This is a genomic window from Mycobacterium scrofulaceum, assembly GCF_001667885.1.
GTDB classification, from domain to species: Bacteria; Actinomycetota; Actinomycetes; order Mycobacteriales; family Mycobacteriaceae; genus Mycobacterium; species Mycobacterium scrofulaceum_C.
In genome coordinates, this window is record NZ_LZJW01000179.1 from 41958 (window position 1) to 60021 (window position 18064).

At 68.9% G+C, this 18064-nt stretch carries 16 protein-coding genes; 10 read left to right on the forward strand and 6 right to left on the reverse strand.

Features of this window, described 5'->3' with window-relative positions; all coding sequences use genetic code 11:
• Nucleotides 1–62 precede the first annotated feature (62 nt).
• Nucleotides 63–2903 (forward strand): aminotransferase class I/II-fold pyridoxal phosphate-dependent enzyme, encoded by a 2841-nt coding sequence (locus tag A5681_RS25490; RefSeq protein WP_067282562.1) that lies wholly within the window; start codon nt 63–65, stop codon nt 2901–2903.
• 351 nt (nt 2904–3254) lie between these two features.
• Complete coding sequence (locus A5681_RS25495) at nt 3255–4634, forward strand: sensor histidine kinase (RefSeq protein WP_082968543.1); 1380 nt, start codon at nt 3255–3257, stop codon at nt 4632–4634.
• On the opposite strand, the gene A5681_RS25500 is transcribed toward A5681_RS25495, so the two are convergent.
• On the reverse strand, nt 4616–5284 hold the full coding sequence (locus tag A5681_RS25500) for a response regulator transcription factor (RefSeq protein WP_067282569.1): 669 nt from the start codon (nt 5282–5284) through the stop codon (nt 4616–4618). The genes A5681_RS25495 and A5681_RS25500 overlap by 19 nt on opposite strands.
• Nucleotides 5285–5288: 4 nt before the next feature.
• Nucleotides 5289–6065, reverse strand: coding sequence for a hypothetical protein (locus A5681_RS25505; protein ID WP_067282571.1), 777 nt, complete (start codon nt 6063–6065; stop codon nt 5289–5291).
• A 296-nt stretch (nt 6066–6361) separates the two neighbouring features.
• Here A5681_RS25505 and A5681_RS25510 point away from each other — a divergent pair, with 296 nt between their 5' ends.
• The 7 genes from A5681_RS25510 to A5681_RS25540 all read left to right on the forward strand — a co-directional run bounded on the left by A5681_RS25510 (nt 6362) and on the right by A5681_RS25540 (nt 14391).
• The gene (locus tag A5681_RS25510; protein ID WP_082968544.1) at nt 6362–7618 is read left to right on the forward strand and encodes an MFS transporter; all 1257 of its coding nucleotides are present in this window, start codon (nt 6362–6364) and stop codon (nt 7616–7618) included.
• A gap of 123 nt (nt 7619–7741) precedes the next feature.
• A complete protein-coding gene (locus A5681_RS25515) occupies nt 7742–8476 on the forward strand; it encodes a GntR family transcriptional regulator (RefSeq protein ID WP_067282575.1) in 735 nt (244 codons plus the stop codon).
• Nucleotides 8473–8703 (forward strand): 4Fe-4S dicluster domain-containing protein, encoded by a 231-nt coding sequence (locus A5681_RS25520; RefSeq protein ID WP_067282619.1) that lies wholly within the window; start codon nt 8473–8475, stop codon nt 8701–8703. Before A5681_RS25515 ends, A5681_RS25520 begins: the two co-directional genes overlap by 4 nt.
• Nucleotides 8704–8718: 15 nt before the next feature.
• Entirely contained in the window at nt 8719–10107 is a 1389-nt protein-coding gene (locus tag A5681_RS25525) for an ABC transporter substrate-binding protein (protein ID WP_067282622.1), read from the forward strand.
• Nucleotides 10104–10961 carry an ABC transporter permease gene (locus A5681_RS25530; RefSeq protein WP_067282626.1) on the forward strand — a complete coding sequence of 286 codons (858 nt, stop codon included), beginning with the start codon at nt 10104–10106 and terminating at the stop codon, nt 10959–10961. Before A5681_RS25525 ends, A5681_RS25530 begins: the two co-directional genes overlap by 4 nt.
• Nucleotides 10958–11710: an ABC transporter ATP-binding protein gene (locus tag A5681_RS25535; protein WP_067282630.1), complete on the forward strand. Its 753-nt coding sequence runs from the start codon at nt 10958–10960 to the stop codon at nt 11708–11710. The genes A5681_RS25530 and A5681_RS25535 overlap by 4 nt, the downstream gene beginning before the upstream one ends.
• On the forward strand, nt 11707–14391 hold the full coding sequence (locus A5681_RS25540; RefSeq protein WP_067282634.1) for a fumarate reductase/succinate dehydrogenase flavoprotein subunit: 2685 nt from the start codon (nt 11707–11709) through the stop codon (nt 14389–14391). Before A5681_RS25535 ends, A5681_RS25540 begins: the two co-directional genes overlap by 4 nt.
• Nucleotides 14392–14477: 86 nt before the next feature.
• Here the strand turns inward: A5681_RS25540 and A5681_RS25545 are convergent, their stop codons facing one another.
• The 4 genes from A5681_RS25545 to A5681_RS25560 all read right to left on the reverse strand — a co-directional run bounded on the left by A5681_RS25545 (nt 14478) and on the right by A5681_RS25560 (nt 17063).
• Complete coding sequence (locus tag A5681_RS25545) at nt 14478–15017, reverse strand: GNAT family N-acetyltransferase (protein WP_067282638.1); 540 nt, start codon at nt 15015–15017, stop codon at nt 14478–14480.
• 1 nt (nt 15018) lies between these two features.
• Complete coding sequence (locus A5681_RS25550; protein ID WP_067282654.1) at nt 15019–16224, reverse strand: serine hydrolase domain-containing protein; 1206 nt, start codon at nt 16222–16224, stop codon at nt 15019–15021.
• 4 nt (nt 16225–16228) lie between these two features.
• Nucleotides 16229–16594: an STAS domain-containing protein gene (locus A5681_RS25555; protein WP_231996416.1), complete on the reverse strand. Its 366-nt coding sequence runs from the start codon at nt 16592–16594 to the stop codon at nt 16229–16231.
• 184 nt (nt 16595–16778) lie between these two features.
• Nucleotides 16779–17063, reverse strand: a complete 285-nt coding sequence (locus tag A5681_RS25560) for a hypothetical protein (RefSeq protein WP_156738160.1) — start codon at nt 17061–17063, stop codon at nt 16779–16781.
• A gap of 335 nt (nt 17064–17398) precedes the next feature.
• On the opposite strand from A5681_RS25560, the gene A5681_RS25565 reads away from it, so the two are divergent.
• Nucleotides 17399–17830 (forward strand): cellulose-binding domain-containing protein, encoded by a 432-nt coding sequence (locus tag A5681_RS25565; RefSeq protein WP_067282664.1) that lies wholly within the window; start codon nt 17399–17401, stop codon nt 17828–17830.
• Nucleotides 17831–18064 lie beyond the last annotated feature (234 nt).

The window sequence follows — 18064 nt, forward strand, 5'->3', positions numbered from 1 at the left end:
AACGATCACGTGGGCGGCGCGGCGGGGTGAGAATACAAGTCGCTCAGAAGAACAGGTGAGACATGACTCGATACACCACCCAGCCGCGACGACTCCGCGTCTCCGCGCTCGCGGCGGTGGCCAACCCGTCCTACGCCCGCATCGACACCTGGAACCTGCTCGACGACGCGTGCCGCCACCTCGCCGAGGTCGACTTGGCCGGGCACGACAAGACGCACGACGTGGCCCGGGTGAAACGGTTGATGGACCGCATCGCCGCCTACGAGCGGTACTGGCTGTACCCCGGCGCGGCGAACCTGGCGACCTTCCGCGCGCACCTGGAGAGCCTGTCCACGGTGCGGCTTACCGAGGAGGTGTCCATGGCGGTGCGGCTGCTGAGCGAATACGGCGACCGCGCAGGGCTTTTCGACACCTCCGCGCCGCTGGCCGACCAGGAGCTGGTCGCGCAGGCCAAGCAACAGCAGTTCTACACCGTGCTGCTCGCCGACGACGCGCCCGCGACGGCCCCCGACTGCCTGGCTGAATGCCTGCGGGCGTTGCGCAACCCGTCCGACGATGTGCAGTTCGAAATCCTGGTGGTGCCCAGCGTCGAAGACGCGATCACCGCGGTCGCCCTGAACGGCGAGATCCAGGCCGCAATCATCCGCGACGACCTGCCGCTGCGCTCCAGAGACCGGCTGCCGCTGATGAACACCCTGTTGGGCGCCAACGAGGACGTGGACATCCCCGACCGCGCCAACGACTGGGTGGAGTGCGGCGAATGGATCCGCGAGCTGCGGCCCCACATCGACCTGTACCTGCTCACCGACGAGTCGATCGCCGCGGGCGATGACACCGAACCCGACGTCTACGACCGGACCTTCTACCGGCTCAACGACGTGACCGACCTCTACAGCACCGTGCTCGCGGGGCTGCGGAACCGTTTCTCCACACCGTTTTTCGACGCGCTGCGCGCGTACGCGGCGGCGCCGGTGGGGCAGTTCCACGCGCTGCCCGTCGCGCGCGGCGCCAGCATCTTCAACTCGAAGTCATTGCAGGACATGGGCGAGTTCTACGGCCGCAACATCTTCATGGCCGAGACCTCGACCACGTCCGGCGGCCTCGACTCGTTGCTCGACCCGCACGGCAACATCAAAAATGCGATGGACAAGGCCGCGCACACGTGGAATTCCAACCACACGTATTTCGTCACCAACGGCACGTCGACCGCCAACAAGATCGTCGTGCAGTCCCTGACCCGGCCGGGCGACATCGTGCTGATCGACCGCAACTGCCACAAGTCGCACCACTACGGGCTGGTGCTGGCCGGCGCGTACCCGCTGTACCTGGACGCGTACCCGTTGCCGCAGTTCGCCATCTACGGGGCGGTGTCGCTGCGCACGATCAAGCAGACGCTGCTCGACCTCGAGGCCGCCGGCCAGCTGCACCGCGTGCGCATGCTGCTGCTGACCAACTGCACCTTCGACGGGGTGGTCTACAACCCGTTGCAGGTCATGCAGGAGGTGCTGGCGATCAAGCCGGACATCTGCTTCCTGTGGGACGAGGCGTGGTACGCGTTCGCCACCGCCGTGCCCTGGGCCCGGCAGCGCACCGCGATGGTGTCGGCCGAGCGGCTCGAGCAGATGCTGGCCTCCCCGGAATATGCCGCCGAATACCGGAATTGGGCCGCGGAGATGGAACGGGTCGACCGGTCCGAGTGGATCGACCGCACGCTGCTGCCCGACCCCGCCAAGGCACGGGTGCGCGTGTACGCGACCCACTCGACGCACAAGTCGCTGTCGGCGCTGCGGCAGGCGTCGATGATCCACGTCCGCGACCAGGATTTCAACGCCCTGAACCGGGATGCCTTCGGTGAGGCCTTCCTGACCCACACGTCGACCTCGCCGAACCAGCAGCTGCTGGCGTCCCTGGACCTGGCGCGCCGGCAGGTCGACATCGAAGGTTTCCAGCTGGTCCGGCAGACCTACGACATGGCGCTGGTCTTCCGGCACCGCGTGCGCCGAGACCGGTTGATCAGCAAGTGGTTCCGCATCCTCGACGAGTCCGACCTGGTGCCCGAGGAATTCCGGGCGTCGTCGGTGAGCTCGTACCGCGAGGTCAGGCAGGGCGCGCTGGCGGAGTGGAACGAGGCGTGGCGGTCCGATCAGTTCGTGCTGGACGCGACGCGGGTGACGCTGTTCGTCGGCAAGACCGGGATGAACGGGTATGACTTCCGCGAGAAGATCCTGATGGAGCGATTCGGCATCCAGATCAACAAGACGTCGATCAACAGCGTGCTGCTGATCTTCACGATCGGGGTGACGTGGTCCAGCGTGCACTACCTGCTGGACGTATTGCGCAGGGTGGCAATCGATTTCGACCGCGCGGAGAGCGCGGCCAGCGTCGCGGACCGGGCGTTGCAAGCGCGTCACGTCGAGGAGATCACCCAGGACCTGCCGCACTTGCCCGATTTCAGCGAGTTCGACGTCGCCTTCCGGCCCGTCGACGCGTGCGTCTTCGGCGACATGCGGTCCGCCTTCTACGCCGGCTACGAGGAGGCCGATCGCGAGCATGTCCTCATCGGCATGGCGGGGCGACGGTTGGCCGAGGGCAAGACGCTGGTGTCCACCACGTTCGTCGTGCCCTACCCGCCGGGGTTCCCGGTGCTGGTGCCCGGGCAGGTGGTGTCCAAGGAGATCATCTACTTCCTGGCCCAGCTGGACGTGAAGGAGATCCACGGGTACAACCCCGACCTCGGGCTGTCGGTGTTCACCGAGGCCGCGCTGGCGCGCATGGAGGCGCAGCGCAACGCGGCGCTGGCCGCGGTCGGTACCGCCTACCCCTCCTTCGAGCTGCCGTCGGACGCCTCCGGCATGAACGGGGCCCGCAACGGTGACCGTGCCGCCGTGAGCGAAGACGCCTAAGGCCTAACGGGACGCCGGCATCTTTTGCGCCGGCGAACCCATCTCACCCAGCCGGATCCCGCGCGCGATCTCGTCGCTGCGAGCGGCGCTACCGGGCGGGGCTGTCTCCGGACAGTTGCAGCTGAGAGAGTTGAACGGGTTTGGATCGGCGCCGGCCGGCGGCGCCGCCACCAGGACGGAGCCGAAAGCGATTGCGGCGCAGGCCAGTGCGGTGGTGCGGTTCTGAGGATGCCTGGGGCGCGCATTACCGGACATGGCGCCGCCAGCCTAGGACAAGGTCGCTGAGAAGCCGCTGAGAAGAGCTCTGAGCTCGGTGTTCCCGACGGTCCGCGGGCCTGCAGAATCGACAGTGTGCAGCTTCGCCTCTCGGGCTGGGGGATTCCCGCCCGCTCGGCCGCGGTGTCGGCGGTCGTGGTGATCGGTGCGCTTCTTGTTGCCGGTGCAGGGTTGGACGGCTTTCTGTATCGGTCCCTGTTGGCGGGTGTTGATTACGCATCCGCCGAAAGAGTTCGCGACGTGGCGAAGGAGTTGGAATCCGAACCACCCGCCGGCCTGGACGGCGCCTTGTTCAGCACTGATCAGCGGGTGGTCGCGGTCCAGTTGATCGGTCCCGACGGCAGGGTGGTGAAGCGCTCGCGTTCGGCGCCCAGCACGCCGCTGGTGCCCGTCACCGCCTTCGACTTCCATCTGCGTCGCGCCTTATCCGACGACGCGGTGGCCGGGGACAACATGCGGATCAGTGGTCAACGGGTCGCGACCCCGGCCGGGGACTACACCGTGCTCGTCGGAGGGGGAAGCCAGGCGGTCGAAGCGACCGCACGGACGGTTGCGCTGTTGCTGGCGTGTGGTGCGCCCATCGTCATCGCGGTGGCGGCCGGAGCGACCTTCTGGCTCGTTCGCCGGTCGCTGCGATCGGTGGACGCCATCCGGGCGCGGGTGGCCGAAATCTCTGCATCGGATCTGGCCGAACGAGTGCCAGTGCCCGACAGCCGCGACGAGATCGCGGCGCTGGCGGTCACCATGAATCAGATGCTGTCCCGCATCGAAGCCGGCCATCGTGCGCAACAACGCTTCGTGGGCGACGCGTCGCATGAACTGCGCAGCCCGCTGGCCACCATCATCTCCGGACTGGAGGTGGCCGAGGCACACCCCGAACTGCTGGATGCCGAGCTGGCGGTCAACACCCTGCTTCCCGAGGCGCAACGGATGCACATCCTGATCGAAGACCTGTTGTTGCTGGCCCGCGCCGACGAGCGAAAGCCGCTGCGGCGCAAAGAAGAGCTGGCACTTGATGACATCGCCGAGGTCGAAGCCGCCCGCGCGCGACGGGAGGCGCGCTGCGAAATCGACGCCGACATCCGCCCGGTGCGCTGCACCGGGGATCCGATGGCTATCTCGCGCATGGTTCGCAATCTGCTGGAAAATGCTGTCCGTCACGCGGATTCGCGCGTCACACTGGCGGTCGCCAGCAGCGACGGGACGGCGTCACTGACGGTCAGCGACGACGGGCCAGGAATCCCGCCGGCCGACCGGACGCGGGTGTTCGAACGCTTCGTACGGCTGGATTCGGACCGTGCCCGCAGCGGAGGGGGCGCCGGGCTCGGCCTCGCGATCGTCGCCGAGGTCGTCGCCGCTCACGGCGGCACGGTGACCGTCGGCGACCGGCCCGGCGGCGGAACGCGAATGAGTGTGTCCCTGCCGGGGTTCGAGCCTCAGCACGGCAGCCGGTAACCGACGCCCCGAATCGTTTCGATGGTGTTAGTGCCGAAGGGGCCGTCGATCTTGCGACGCAGGTAGCCCACGTAAACTTCGACCACATTGTCGGGGCCGCAATAGTTCGCGTCCCACACGTTGCGCAGGATGTCGGGCTTGGTCACCACCATGTCCTTGTTGCGGAGCAGATATTCGAGTAGCCCAAACTCGCGCGGTGTCAACGTGATCGGGGTCGAATCGCGGTGGACGGTGTGGCGCGCGGGGTCGAGCACCAGCGACCCCGCGGTCAATGCCACCGGGCGCGCCGGGGCGCCACGACGCACCAACGCCCGCAGCCGCGCCACGAGAACGCGGAACGAAAACGGCTTGGTCAGGTAGTCGTCGGCCCCGAGGTCGAAAGAGTCGGTCTCGTCGTATTCGCCGTCCTTGGCGGTCAGCATGAGAACGGGGGTCCACACATTCTGCGACCGCATCCGGCGCAGCACCTCGTACCCGCTGTGGCCGGGAAGCATGATGTCCAGGATCACCACGTCGAAGCTGCTGTCGATGGCCTCGCGCAGGCCGTCGACGCCCGTGCCGACCGCGACGACGACGAAGCCCTCCGCCTTGAGCCCCCTCGACAGAGTTGCCGAGAGACGCGCTTCATCCTCGACGAGAAGGACTCTCATGGCATCACGCTTCTTCGTGCGTCGCGCCGGGGTGGCGGCCCGCGCGCTGCGGCAGGACGACAAGCAATGCCACGATGATCACGGCGATGACTGCCGACGCCAACGGGCGGCTCAAAGCCAGCCCGCCGTCGGCGACCGGCTTGTCGATGAAGTCGCCGACGGTCGCGCCCAATGGCCGGGTCAGAATGAACGCGACCCAGAACAACGCGACGCGCGATACGGCCGTCCAGTAGTAGAGCGCGATCACGACGGCCAGCCCCGCCGCGAACACCAGCGCGCCGCGCTCGTAACCGAACCCGCGAGTGTCGGCGAGCCAGTCGCCGAGCGCGGTGCCCAACGTCTGGGAGAAGGTGATGGTCGCCCAGTAGAAGGCCTCGACCTTCGGCGTCGACACGGTGGTGACCGATACGGTGCCCTGCGAGTAACGCCACAGGGCGAGAGTGGCCAAAAGACAAGCCAGCAGCAGGAGCGAGCCGCCGGTGTAGCCGATGCCGAGCGAGCGGTCGGCGAAGTCCGCCAGGGTGGTGCCGAACGTTGTCGACGCCACGATGGTCGCCCAGTACAGGGTCGCGTGGAAGCGCTCAGCGAAGATCTGCGCGACGACGAGCACCACCAGCGCGACACCGAAAAGGGCGACGCCCGCCGCATAGCCCCAGTTCAAGGTCATCGTGACGGTGTCACCACCGGTTTCGCCCAGCGTGGTGGCCAAGATCTTGATGATCCAGAAACCCAGGGTGACCGCCGGCACCTTGGTCAGCGCCTGCCGCGAATGCTCACTCATCAACAGTCATCTTCCGGTGTCGTGGTTCATGCTTTTCTAGGCTAGTCGCGCTGAGAAAACGCTGAGTTCGCGCATAAGAACTTGCTGTGCCGGCCCTATGAATCGCCGGCCGCGATGTCAGGGCGTCGCCGCCTAAAAGTGGCTCGCGGACAACGGATATCGCAGCTAGCGGCGGGGGGTATCGCCGGTCGGCACTGAGTGCTGGGTGTGAAACGCCATAGCGTTCAATAAGTTACGCGGCGCCCGAGGCATCTGAGGGCGCTATGCCGCCAGTCGCCCGTGTCACCATGGGTTGCATGCTTTCCGAGGCAGGCGTCGACTCGCTCGGCACCGGCGCGCGCTGGTCGGTCATGATCGTCTCGTTGTGGGTGACGGCGACCTCGTTCCTTTTCATCGGTGGCGTCGCGTTCCTGATTCCGTCGCTGCAGGCACGCAGGGGCATTTCGTTGACCGAGGCCGGGTTGGTGTCGTCGATGCCGAGTTGGGGCATGGTGGTGACGCTGGTCCTGTGGGGCTGGGTGCTCGACCGCGTGGGTGAGCGAGCCGTGTTGACGGCCGGTTCGGCGCTCACGGCGGCCGCGGCCTACGCCGCGGCGTCGGCCCATTCGATGGCGGCCATCGGCGTCTTCCTCTTTCTCGGTGGCATGGCCGCGGCCAGCTGCAACACCGCGGGCGGGCGGCTGGTGTCCGCATGGTTCCCCTCGCACCAGCGGGGACTCGCGATGGGCATTCGCCAGACGGCGCAACCGTTGGGCATCGCCGTCGGCGCCCTGGTCGTGCCGGAGCTCGCCGAGCGCGGTCCCCGGTTCGGGCTGATGTTCCTCGCGCTCATGTGCACTCTGGCGGCGGTGGCGAGCGCGCTCGGGATCGTCGATCCGCCGCGGAAGTCGCGCAAGGTGGCCACCGACGCGGAACTCGCCAGCCCGTATCGCCGGTCGTCCCTGCTGTGGCGGATTCACGCGGTGAGCGCCCTGCTGATGATGCCGCAGACGGTGACCGTGACCTTCATGCTGGTGTGGCTGATGCACCACCACGGCTGGTCGGTCGGGGCCGCCGGGGCCCTGATCACCGTCTGCCAGCTGCTGGGTGCTGCGGGCCGGATCGCGGTCGGGCGTTGGTCGGACCGCGTGGGCTCCCGGATGCGGCCGGTCCGCGCCATCGCCATCGCCGCCGCGCTCGCGCTGCTGCTACTGGCCTTCACCGACGGCACCGGTTCGCGTTACGACGTGTTGCTGATGGTCGCGATTTCGGTGATCGCGGTGCTCGACAATGGGCTCGAGGCGACCGCCATCACCGAATCCGCCGGGCCGTTCTGGAGCGGGCGCGCGCTGGGTCTGCAGAACACCAGCCAACGGCTGATGGCCGCAGCCGGGCCCCCGCTCTTCGGTGCGCTGATCATGGCCGCCGAATACCCAGCGGCCTGGGCCCTTTGTGCGATGTTCCCGTTGGCTGCCGTGCCGCTGGTGCCCACCGGGCATGTCGTGCGCGACTCCGGAGGCGGTTCCGCTCACCGGGATTGGAAAGAGGACGTCGTCGCCGGGGTGGCGCAATAGCGCTGTGCGCCGTGATTTCGGCTGGTCGACCCCGAACCCGGCCCGGCGCAATGGGCCGAGGCGCCCCGGCGGCAGGTTATCGCGCACCCGAAAAGCGCCCGTGAGCTGCGTTAGCGTGGCCGCGTGGCGCAACCGATCAGCAGCGGACCCCGGGCCGACCGCGCCCGCCGGGTCGCCGACGTGTTGCGCCAGCAGATCCACGCCGACGCCTACCCCGACGGATTGCCGGCCGAGCATGACTTGGCGGCCGAATTCCTGGTGTCACGCAACACGATTCGCGAGGCACTGGCGGTGCTGAAGCACGAAGGGCTCATCGACCGCGGGCCCAAGGTCGGCACGCACGTCGCACAACGCAAATACTCCCACGGGCTGGACGCCTTGCTGGGACTGAAGGAAACGTTCAAGCACCTCGGTGAGGTGCGCAACGAGGTGCGCGCCGCGATGCCCGTCACCGCGCCTCCGTCGGTGGCCCGCGGATTGGGGCTGGCGCCCGGCGAACGGGCCGTCTTCATCGAGCGCCTGCGCTACCTCGGCGACCTGCCGCTCAGCCTCGACCTGACCTACCTGGCCCCGGATATCGGGGAACGGGTGCTGCGCCATCCGCTGGAGACCAACGATGTGTTCGCGCTCATCGAAGAGGTCAGCGGGCAGCGGCTGGGCTCGGCGTCGCTCGCGCTGGAGGCCATCCCCGCCGACGCGCATTCGGCGGCCACCCTGCAGGTGCCCGACGGCTCGGCGCTGCTCATGCTGGAGCGGCTGACCAGTCTTGCCGACGGCACACCCGTTGACTTGGAGTACATCCGGATGCGTGGCGATCGAATCACCATGCGCGGCAGCCTGATAAGGAGCGATACATGACGCTGGTCAACAACACCCGGGCCGATGTGCCGGTGACGATCGACGAGTCGTTGTGCATCGATGGCTGCACCCTGTGCGTCGAGGTCTGTCCGCTCGACGCGCTGGCCATCAACCCCGACACCGGCAAGGCGTACATGCACGTCGACGAATGCTGGTACTGCGGCCCCTGCGCGGCGCGCTGTCCGACCGGCGCCGTCACGGTCAACATGCCCTATCTCCTCCGCTGAAACCCCGAAGTCATCATGAAAAAGCAGGCCCGCCAGCTGCTTTCGGTGGCGGTCACGGTCGCCGTGTTCGCCACCGGGTGCTCGCTGGAATCGTTTTCGCAATCGTCCGGCGTGGTCAACGTCGTGGTGGGATACCAGTCCAAGACCATCAACACCGTGACCGCCGGCACGCTGCTGCGCGCGCAGGGGTATCTCGAACGCCGGCTCGCCGACATCACCACCCGCACCGGCACCAGGTACGCGGTGCGCTGGCAGGATTATGACACCGGCGCCCCGATCACCGCCCAGATGCTTGCCGAAAAGATCGACATCGGCTCGATGGGCGATTACCCGATGCTGATCAACGGGTCCAAGACCCAGGGCAACCCGCTTGCCCGCACCGAGATGGTGTCGATTACCGGCTATAACCCCAAGGGCGCGCTGAACATGGTTGTGGTGGCGCCGGATTCATCGGCGACCACGCTCGCCGACCTGACCGGCGCCAAGGTGTCGGCCAGCGTGGGCTCTGCGGGCCACGGCACGTTGGTCCGGGCGCTGGGTAGGGCGGGCATCACCGGCGTCGAGGTGCTCAACCAGCAGCCCCAGGTCGGCGCCTCCGCGCTGGAATCGGGCCAGGTGAACGGGCTTTCGCAGTTCGTCGCGTGGCCTGGCCTGCTGGTGTACCAGGGCAAGGCCAAGCTGCTCTACGACGGGGCCGAGCTGAATCTGCCCACGTTGCACGGCGTGGTGGTGCGGCGCTCGTACGCGTCGGCGCACCCGGAGGTGCTGGCGGCGTTCCTGCAGGCGCAACTGGATGCCACCGACTTCCTCAACGACAAGCCGCTGGAGGCGGCGCGCATCGTCGCCCAGGCCAGCGGTCTGCCGCAAGAGGTGGTGTATCTCTACAACGGCCCCGGCGGCACGTCATTCGACACCACGCTCAAGCCGTCGCTTATCGACGCGCTGAAAAGCGATGTGCCGTACCTGAAGTCGATCGGTGACTTCGCCGACCTCGACGTCGGGAAGTTCGCCGTGGACGATCCGCTGCGCGCGGTGTTCGCCGCCCGCGGGCTGGACTACGCGGCCGCGCGGGCGCGCGCCACCAACCCGTCGCTGCTCGCCGGTGACCCGGCGTCGGCCAGCGAACTGTGGCTGGACGGGGCCGACACGACGCAGACCGTCGCCACCCCCACCGGCTTGTTGCGGGCGGTCGCCGACGCCACCGCCCGCGGCGCAAAGGTCCGCGCGGCCTACGTTCCCGACGCCGAGCTCGGCACCCGGTGGTTCGCCGACAAGGCGGTCTGGGTGAAAGACGGCCAGAACTATTTGCCGTTCGGCACGCAGGCCGGGGCGCGCCGGTATCTGGCCGCCCACCCGGGTGACGTCGTGATGAATTACCAGCAGGCACTGGGAGGTTCGGTATGACCGTCGAAGCAGTGGCCGACCAGGCCCCCGGCGTGATCGCGGCGCCCGCGCTCGCGCAGCCGCGGCGATTGAGCTCCCGGTGGGGGTCGCGGCTGTTGCGGCTCGCGTCGGTGGCGGCCGCAATCGGACTGTGGCAGTTGCTCACCGCCGGCAAGGTGCGGCTGCTGCTGCGGTTCGACACGCTGCCCACCGTCACGCAGATCGTGCATGCGCTGCAGCGGCGGCTCGGCTCCTACGAGTACTGGCTTGACCTGGCGCAGTCGTTGATTCGCATCCTCACCGGCTTCGGCCTGGCCGCCGTGATCGGCGTGGCGACCGGTGTGCTGCTGGGCCGCTCGCGGCTGTTCGCCGACCTGTTCGGTCCGCTGGCCGAATTGGCCCGGCCCATTCCCGCGATCGCGATCGTGCCGGTGGCGATCCTGCTGTTCCCCACCGACGAGGCGGGCATCGTGTTCATCACCTTCCTCGCCGCCTACTTCCCGATCATGGTCAGCACCCGGCACGCCGTGCGGGCGCTGCCGACCCTGTGGGAGGACTCGGTGCGCACGCTGGGCGGCGGGCGGTGGGAGGTGCTGACCCAAGTGGTGCTGCCCGGCATCCTGCCGGGCGTGTTCGGCGGGCTGTCGGTCGGCATGGGCGTGGCCTGGATCTGCGTCATCTCCGCCGAGATGATCTCGGGCCGTCTCGGCGTCGGCTACCGCACCTGGCAGGACTACACGGTGCTGGCCTACCCGCAGGTATTCGTCGGCATCATCACGATCGGCGTCCTCGGGTTCGCCACGTCGGCGGCCGTGGAAGTCGTCGGCCGGCGGGTGACTCGCTGGTTGCCGCGCGCACAGGAAGGATTGCGATGACCACTGCGACACAAATCGGAACCAGCCTCGAGCTCGAGTCGGTTCGGTTGTCCTACACCGGAACTCCGGTGATCGACGGCCTGAGCCTGACGGTGCGCCCGGGGGAGATCCTGGTGCTGACCGGGCCGTCGGGGTGCGGCAAGTCGACGCTGCTGCGCGCCCTGGCGGGGCTGCTGCGGCCCGACGAGGGCCGGGTGCTGGCCGACGGCGCCGAGGTCACCACCACCTCGGGTGACCGGGGCATGGTGTTCCAGGACAACGCGCTGCTGCCGTGGCGGACCGTGCGGTCCAACATCGAGCTGGCGCTGCGGCTGCGCGGCGAGCCCCGCGCCACCCGGCGTGCGCAGGCCGAACGCTGGATCGACGAGCTCGGGCTCGCCGGTTTCGGCCACTTCCTGCCCAAGAGCCTCTCCGGCGGGATGCGGCAACGGGTGCAGCTGGCCCGAGGCCTGGCCGGGGCGCCCCGCGCGGTGATGATGGATGAGCCGTTCGGCGCGCTGGACACCCAAACCCGGGCCGCCATGCAGCGGCTGTTGATCGACACCTGGCGCACCCATCCCACGACGATCGTCTTCGTCACCCACGATGTCGACGAGGCGCTCGCGCTGGGCGACCGGATCGTCGTCCTCGGCCGCGCCGGCGAGCCGCTCCGCGCCTCGATCGACGTGCCCGATCCGCGCAGCGAGCTACCCAGGGACGGGTTGCGCGCGGAAATCATTGCCGCCCTGGGCAATTTGGTGGCGGCATGATGGAGATTCCGGATCCAGCGGCCCCCCTCCGCCTCGACTGCGACGTGCTGGTGATCGGCGGCGGCACCGCCGGCACGATGGCCGCGCTGTCGGCCGCCGAGCACGGCGCGCAGGTGCTGCTGTTGGAGAAGGCGCACGTGCGGCACTCCGGCGCGCTGGCCATGGGCATGGACGGCGTGAACAACGCCGTCATCCCGGGCAAGGCCGAACCCGAGGACTACGTCGCCGAGATCACCCGCGCCAACGACGGAATCGTCAACCAGCGCACCATTTATCAGACGGCCAGCCGCGGGTTCGCGATGGTGCAGCGGCTGGAACGCTACGGGGTGAAGTTCGAGAAGGACGAACACGGGGAGTACGCGGTGCGCCGGGTGCACCGCTCGGGCTCCTACGTGCTGCCCATGCCGGAAGGCAAGGACGTCAAGAAGGCGCTGTACCGGGTGCTGCGGCAACGGTCGATGCGCGAGAAGATCCGCATCGAGAACCGGCTGATGCCGGTGCGGGTTCTCGTGCAGGATGGCCGGGCGGTCGGCGCGGCCGCCTTGCACACCCGTACCGGCGAATTCGTCGCGATCGGGGCGAAGGCGGTGATCCTGGCCACCGGCGCCTGCGGCCGGCTGGGGCTGCCCGCGTCGGGCTACCTGTACGGCACCTACGAGAACCCGACGAACGCCGGCGACGGGTACGCGATGGCCTTCCACGCGGGCGCGGAGCTGTCGGGAATCGAGTGTTTCCAGGTCAATCCGTTGATCAAGGACTACAACGGGCCGGCTTGCGCGTACGTGGCCAACCCGTTCGGCGGCTACCAGGTCAACGCCCACGGTGAGCGGTTCGTGGACTCCGACTACTGGTCGGGTCAGATGATGTCCGAGGTGAAGAGCGAGATCGACTCCGCCCGCGGGCCCATCTACCTCAAGGTCTCCCACCTGCCCGACGAGACGCTGACCGCGCTGGAGAGCATCCTGCACACCACCGAGCGGCCGACGCGGGGCACCTTCCACGCCAACCGCGGCCACGACTACCGCACCCACGACATCGAGATGCACATCTCCGAAATCGGTCTGTGCAGCGGGCATTCGGCCTCCGGGGTCTGGGTCGACGAACACGCACGCACCACCGTGCCCGGGCTGTACGCCGCCGGCGACCTGGCCTGCGTCCCGCACAACTACATGATCGGGGCGTTCGTCTTCGGCGACCTCGCCGGCACCGACGCGGCCTTGGGGTGCGCGGAAGTGGCTGCACCGCAAGAGCTTCCGGGCGACCAGCTGCTCGAGGCGCACGACCTGATCTACCGGCCGCTGCGGCATCCCGACGGCCCACCCCAGCCGCAGGTCGAATACAAGCTGCGCCGATTCGTCAACGACTACGTGGCGCCGCCCAAGACGGCGGCCAAGCTGTCCATCGCCGTGCGCACCTTCGATCGCATGCGGGCCGAGATCGCCGAGATGGGTGCGCGCAACCCGCACGAGCTGATGCGCGCCGTCGAGGTGTCGTTCATCCGGGACTGCGCCGAGATGGCCGCCCGATCGTCGCTCACCCGAACCGAATCGCGCTGGGGCCTCTACCACGACCGCTCCGACCTGCCCGGCCGCGATGACAGCGAGTGGGGCTATCACCTCAACCTGCGCAAGGGCGCCGACGGCCGGATGGTGTTCCTGAAGCGGCCGGTCGCCCCGTACTTCGTGCCGGTGCCGGAACTGGACGGCCTGCCGCCCGCGGACCAGACCGTGCAGGAGGTGGAGCAACCGCCGCTGGTCGGCGGCCAGGCCCCGGCCGCCACGCGGTCCCGAATCGCGGCGCCCGCAACGTCATTCGAGCCGCCATCGCCGAAGATCGCCGAGGTCCTGGCCCTCGAGGAGCCGACGATCGCCGCGCTGCGGCCGTACCTGACGGACCCGGACCCCGGCGTGCGCCGCACGGCGGTGGCCACGCTCACCGAACACATTCCCGACGGGTACGCGCCCGCCTTGCTGGCCGCGCTGGACGACGCCGACGCCGCCGTGCGGCGCACCGGCGCCGAGGGGATCCGCGAGCTGGTCGAGGTGTTACCCGAGCCCGCCGACGTGCAGCCGCGCCTGGGCTCCGGCGACGTGGCGGTGCGGGCAGCCGCGCTCTACGTGCTGGCCGCGCGCCGGGTCGGCGACCCCGAGGACTACCGCCGCGCGCTGTTCGACTCCGACCACCGGGTGCGCATCGAGGCGGTGCGGGCACTGGTGTCGGTCGACGACGTGGCCGGGGTGGTCACCGCCACCGGCGACGAGAGCCGCGAGGTCCGGATCGCCGCGGCGGCCGGCCTGGCCACGCTGCGCGGCGGCGGCGAGGCGGTCGGCGCGCTGATCGCCGACCCGGACCCGCTGGTGCGCGCGGCCGCGCTGGCCGCACTGGGCGAGTTGGGTTGCCGCCCAGCGGATCTCGCTGCGGTGAAAGCCGCGCTGCGGGCGCCGGCGTGGCAGGTGCGGGAGGGCGCGGCCCGCGCGCTGGCGGGCGCGCCGGCCGACGCCGCGGTGCCGGCGCTTGCCGAGGCGCTCGCTGACGCGCACCTCGACGTGCGCAAGGCGGCCGTGCTGAGCCTGACCCGCTGGGCCGGTGAACCGGCCGCGCGGGACGCGCTGAGCATCGCGCTCAAGGACGGCGACGCCGACGTGCGGGCCTATGCGCGCCGCGCGCTGGATACCGGGTAGCCCGCGGTCGGGTGTGTGCTGACGGCTTTCGGTGTGCGCTCAGGGCGGCGACACGCCGCCGGCGCCCGCCCTGGCCGCACACTCGATCACCGCAAGATCCTCGCGTAGAGCAGACTGTCCTGCGGTTCGAGCCCCAGGTTGGGGTAGACGGCGTGGCGGGCCAGTCGCCCCTCCAACACGAACCCGGCGCGCTCCAGCAGCCGGGCCGAGCGCTCGTTGTCGACGTTGCACGTGGCCCACACCCGGTACACCGCGCGGTCGCTGTCGAGCGCGGTCAACAGCATGTTGAGGACCTCGCCCATCAGGCCCTTGCCCCACCACCGGCGGCCCAGGCAGTACCCGATCTCGACCGAGTGCGGCACCGGGCGCCGGCAGCTGGTCAGCCCGACCACCTCACCGCTGTGCCGCAATTCGATCGCCCACGTCCGCTCGTCGGGGGTGGCGTTGAGCTTTTCGGTGATCACCCGCCGGGTCGCGGCCACGTCGGGGTGCGGCGCCCACATCAGGTACCTGGTGACCTCGGGGTCGCGGGCGACCCGCTGGAACAGCGCGCCGGCGTCGTCGAGCACCGGCCGGCGCAGCACGAGCCGTGGTCCGGTGATGCGGTCGGGCGGATAATCGACCACGTCAGAGGCCGAGCGCTTGATAGGTCCGCCGGACGAATTTCGGTTGCGCCGACTGCAATTTGGCCAGCGACGTGTTGCCGGCGATCGCCGCTGCCACGTCCGCGGACATGTCGGGCAGGTTCTGCACCAGGTACAGCAGCACCAGATCGGCGGTCGGGTCGGCCTGCCACCACGTCCCGTAGGCGCCCGGCCAGCTGAACGTCCCGAGCCCGCCCGGGCCGAGCAGCGGCGCGCTTTTGGCCGGGTCGGTCACCACCGACAGGTTCAGGCCGAAGCCGCGGCCGACCCAATACGGCGCCCCGAGGAAGTCGTGGCGCTTCTGTTCGTCGGTGAGCCGGTCGGTCCGCATCAGCCGGGCCGACGCGGGGGAGAGCACCCGCACCCCGTCGATCGTCCCGTCGCCGAGCAACATCCGCACGAACCTCAGGTAGTCGTCGGCGGTCGACCACAACCCGCCGCCGGCGTTGCAGAAGGACGGCGGCTTGATGTGCGGCGGCCCCATCGCGTCATGGTGCAGCTGGCCCTGCCCGTCGAGCCGGTACATGGTCGCCGCGCGCCGGCGCCCGTCGGGGGAGACGAAGAATCCGGTGTCGGGCATGCCGACCGGGCCGAGGACCCGTTCGTCGAGTACCTGGTTGAACGGCTTGCCCTCGATGCGCGACGCGATGACGCCCAGCAGGTCGATCGAGTGGCTGTAGGTGAGCCGGTCGCCCGGCTGGTGCACCAGTGGCAGCTTGGCCAGCTCGGCGAGCCACGCGTCCGGGCCCTGGTTGAACGGCAGCCGCACGTAGGCCTTGGCGATCGGCCCCGACACCGAGAAGCCGTAGGCCAGTCCGCTGGTGTGGGTGAGCAGATCCTCGATCAGGATGGCCCGCCCGAGCGGGTGCGTCCGATCCAGCGGGCCGTGCGGGTCGTCGAGCACCCGCACGTCGGCCAGCTCGGGCGCCCAGCGCACGACGGGGTCCTTCAGCGTCAGCTTGCCCTCGTCGGCCAGGCTCATCACCGCCGCGACGGTGACCGGCTTGGTCATCGACGCGATCCGGAACAGGGTGTCCCGCCGCATCGGCAGCCCGGCGTCCACGTCGCGGTATCCGATTTCGTTGACCTGCAGGACTTCTCCGCGCTGCCAGACCATCGTCAGCGCGCCGGCGAGCAGGCCCGCGTCGACCACTTCCCGGATGGAGGCCGCATTGACGTCGAGATTCACCCGGTCAGGTTAGCTCCGGGCCGCGGGGAGCCCCGGCCAAGGCCTCGTCCACGGTGGGATAGAGGTCGATGAACTCGTCGAGGCCGACGATGCGCAGCGGCCGGCTGGTGGCCGAGCCGTCGGCCGCGACCCGCAGTGAGGTCGGGCTGTTCTCGGTCAGGCGATGGACCTCGACCAGCACGGTGATGCCGGCGGAGGACAGGAAATCGACCTCGGTGAGGTCGATGACCAGCACCGCGGGCGTGCCGGCCAGGGCGACGTCGATATGGGTGGCGAGCGATGGTGCGGTGATGATGTCCACCACGCCGCTGACCTGCAACACCACCGCATCCCCGGCATCGCGGCGGGTAACCCAGAACTCCTCGCTCACCATCCGAACGTACTTTCTTCTCCGCGGCGCCCGACTACCCGGGCCGAAATACCGCGGTCCGCGGCGCGCGGCAGGTTCGATCAGAGATCGTCAGGGGCCGGTGAGACACGACCGCTGAGGCGACTAGGCAAGGCGACTCTGAAGGCTCGGTGGAAACGCAGCCGCCGCAACTGAGAGGGCGCCCCTATGCTGAAGGCTTCTGAGGCTTTTCCTGTAGCACCAGGGTCACAACAACGTTGACCGCCATCAGCGCGACGGTTGCCACTTGCAACCAGAAAATTGTTTTGTGGCTGTGCATGTTCTGAGCGGCCAACACCAGGAATGCCGCAACTGCTGCCAACTGCAACACGGTGGCCCACATCGCAGCTCTGGGCTTCGAGCGCGGTGGCGACTGAACGAGACGCCGGATGGTAACGGCCAACGCCGCGGCGATGAATGCGGCGCCGGAGATCAGTAATACGATTTGCATCCTCAGCCCTTGCCTACGGCGCACATTAGGCGAGCCCCCCGTTCGATGCGGCAACGCCGATAGCCGCGTTGATCATGCGATCGCGTGGGTTGATTTTAGTTCGGTCACCGGAGGGGACGCTATTCACTCATTCACCGAGGGCGCTCGCCGGTTCAGCACGCGGTAGGTCATACTGCTGGCGGCGCAGTGCGGCGGCCAGGAATCCTGCCCGTCCCCAGGCCAGCGCGCCGTTGTCTCCCGGCCAAAATTTCATGACGGTTTCGGTTGGGCAAAGGTACTGCAGCGCGCCGCGATGCGCGGGTCGATATCGCGTGCGTGGTTTTAGTGTGGGCGGCATGGCCGAACTGAACACCCGCGTGAAGCGCTGGCGCACAGCCCTTCACGTCTCCGTGTCGGCATTGCTGGTCACCACCCTCGGGCTCGCCGTCGCCCCGGTGGCTCGTGCGGCTGCGCCCGCCTCGGCGACGCTGTCGGTCGAACACGCGTGGCAGACCGGTTTCATCGCGAACTTCACCGTCACCAACTTGAGCTTGGTGCCGCTCAACGATTGGCGGATCGACTTCGACATGCCGGCGGGACAATCCGTCCTGCACACGTGGAACAGCAACGTCACCCAATCGGGCACCCACTACACCCTCACCCCCGCGAACTGGAATCGCAGCATTGCGCCCGGCGGTTCGGCCACGGGCGGCATGAGGGGCGTGCTGGTCGGTTCCTTCACGCCACCGTCGAACTGCGTGCTCAACGGCCAAGTTCCCTGCACCTAGGGGCGATTGCGCGCTGAGGGTCGACGCTGCGACGCCGCGGCCGGCTCCCTCCAGGTCGGTGGGCGACGTCACGTCAACTCCCCGCCGAGACGCCTGGGACGGGTGGGGCGTAGCGGGCGATCCGGGGCGACGCGTTCGGGCCCCGCGCCGCCGCCCCACGACAGAGGTGCTACGCTGCCGGGCAGTCGACATCCTTTAACGATCCGTCCGGCGAGGCGGAGAAGGAGGTCAAGT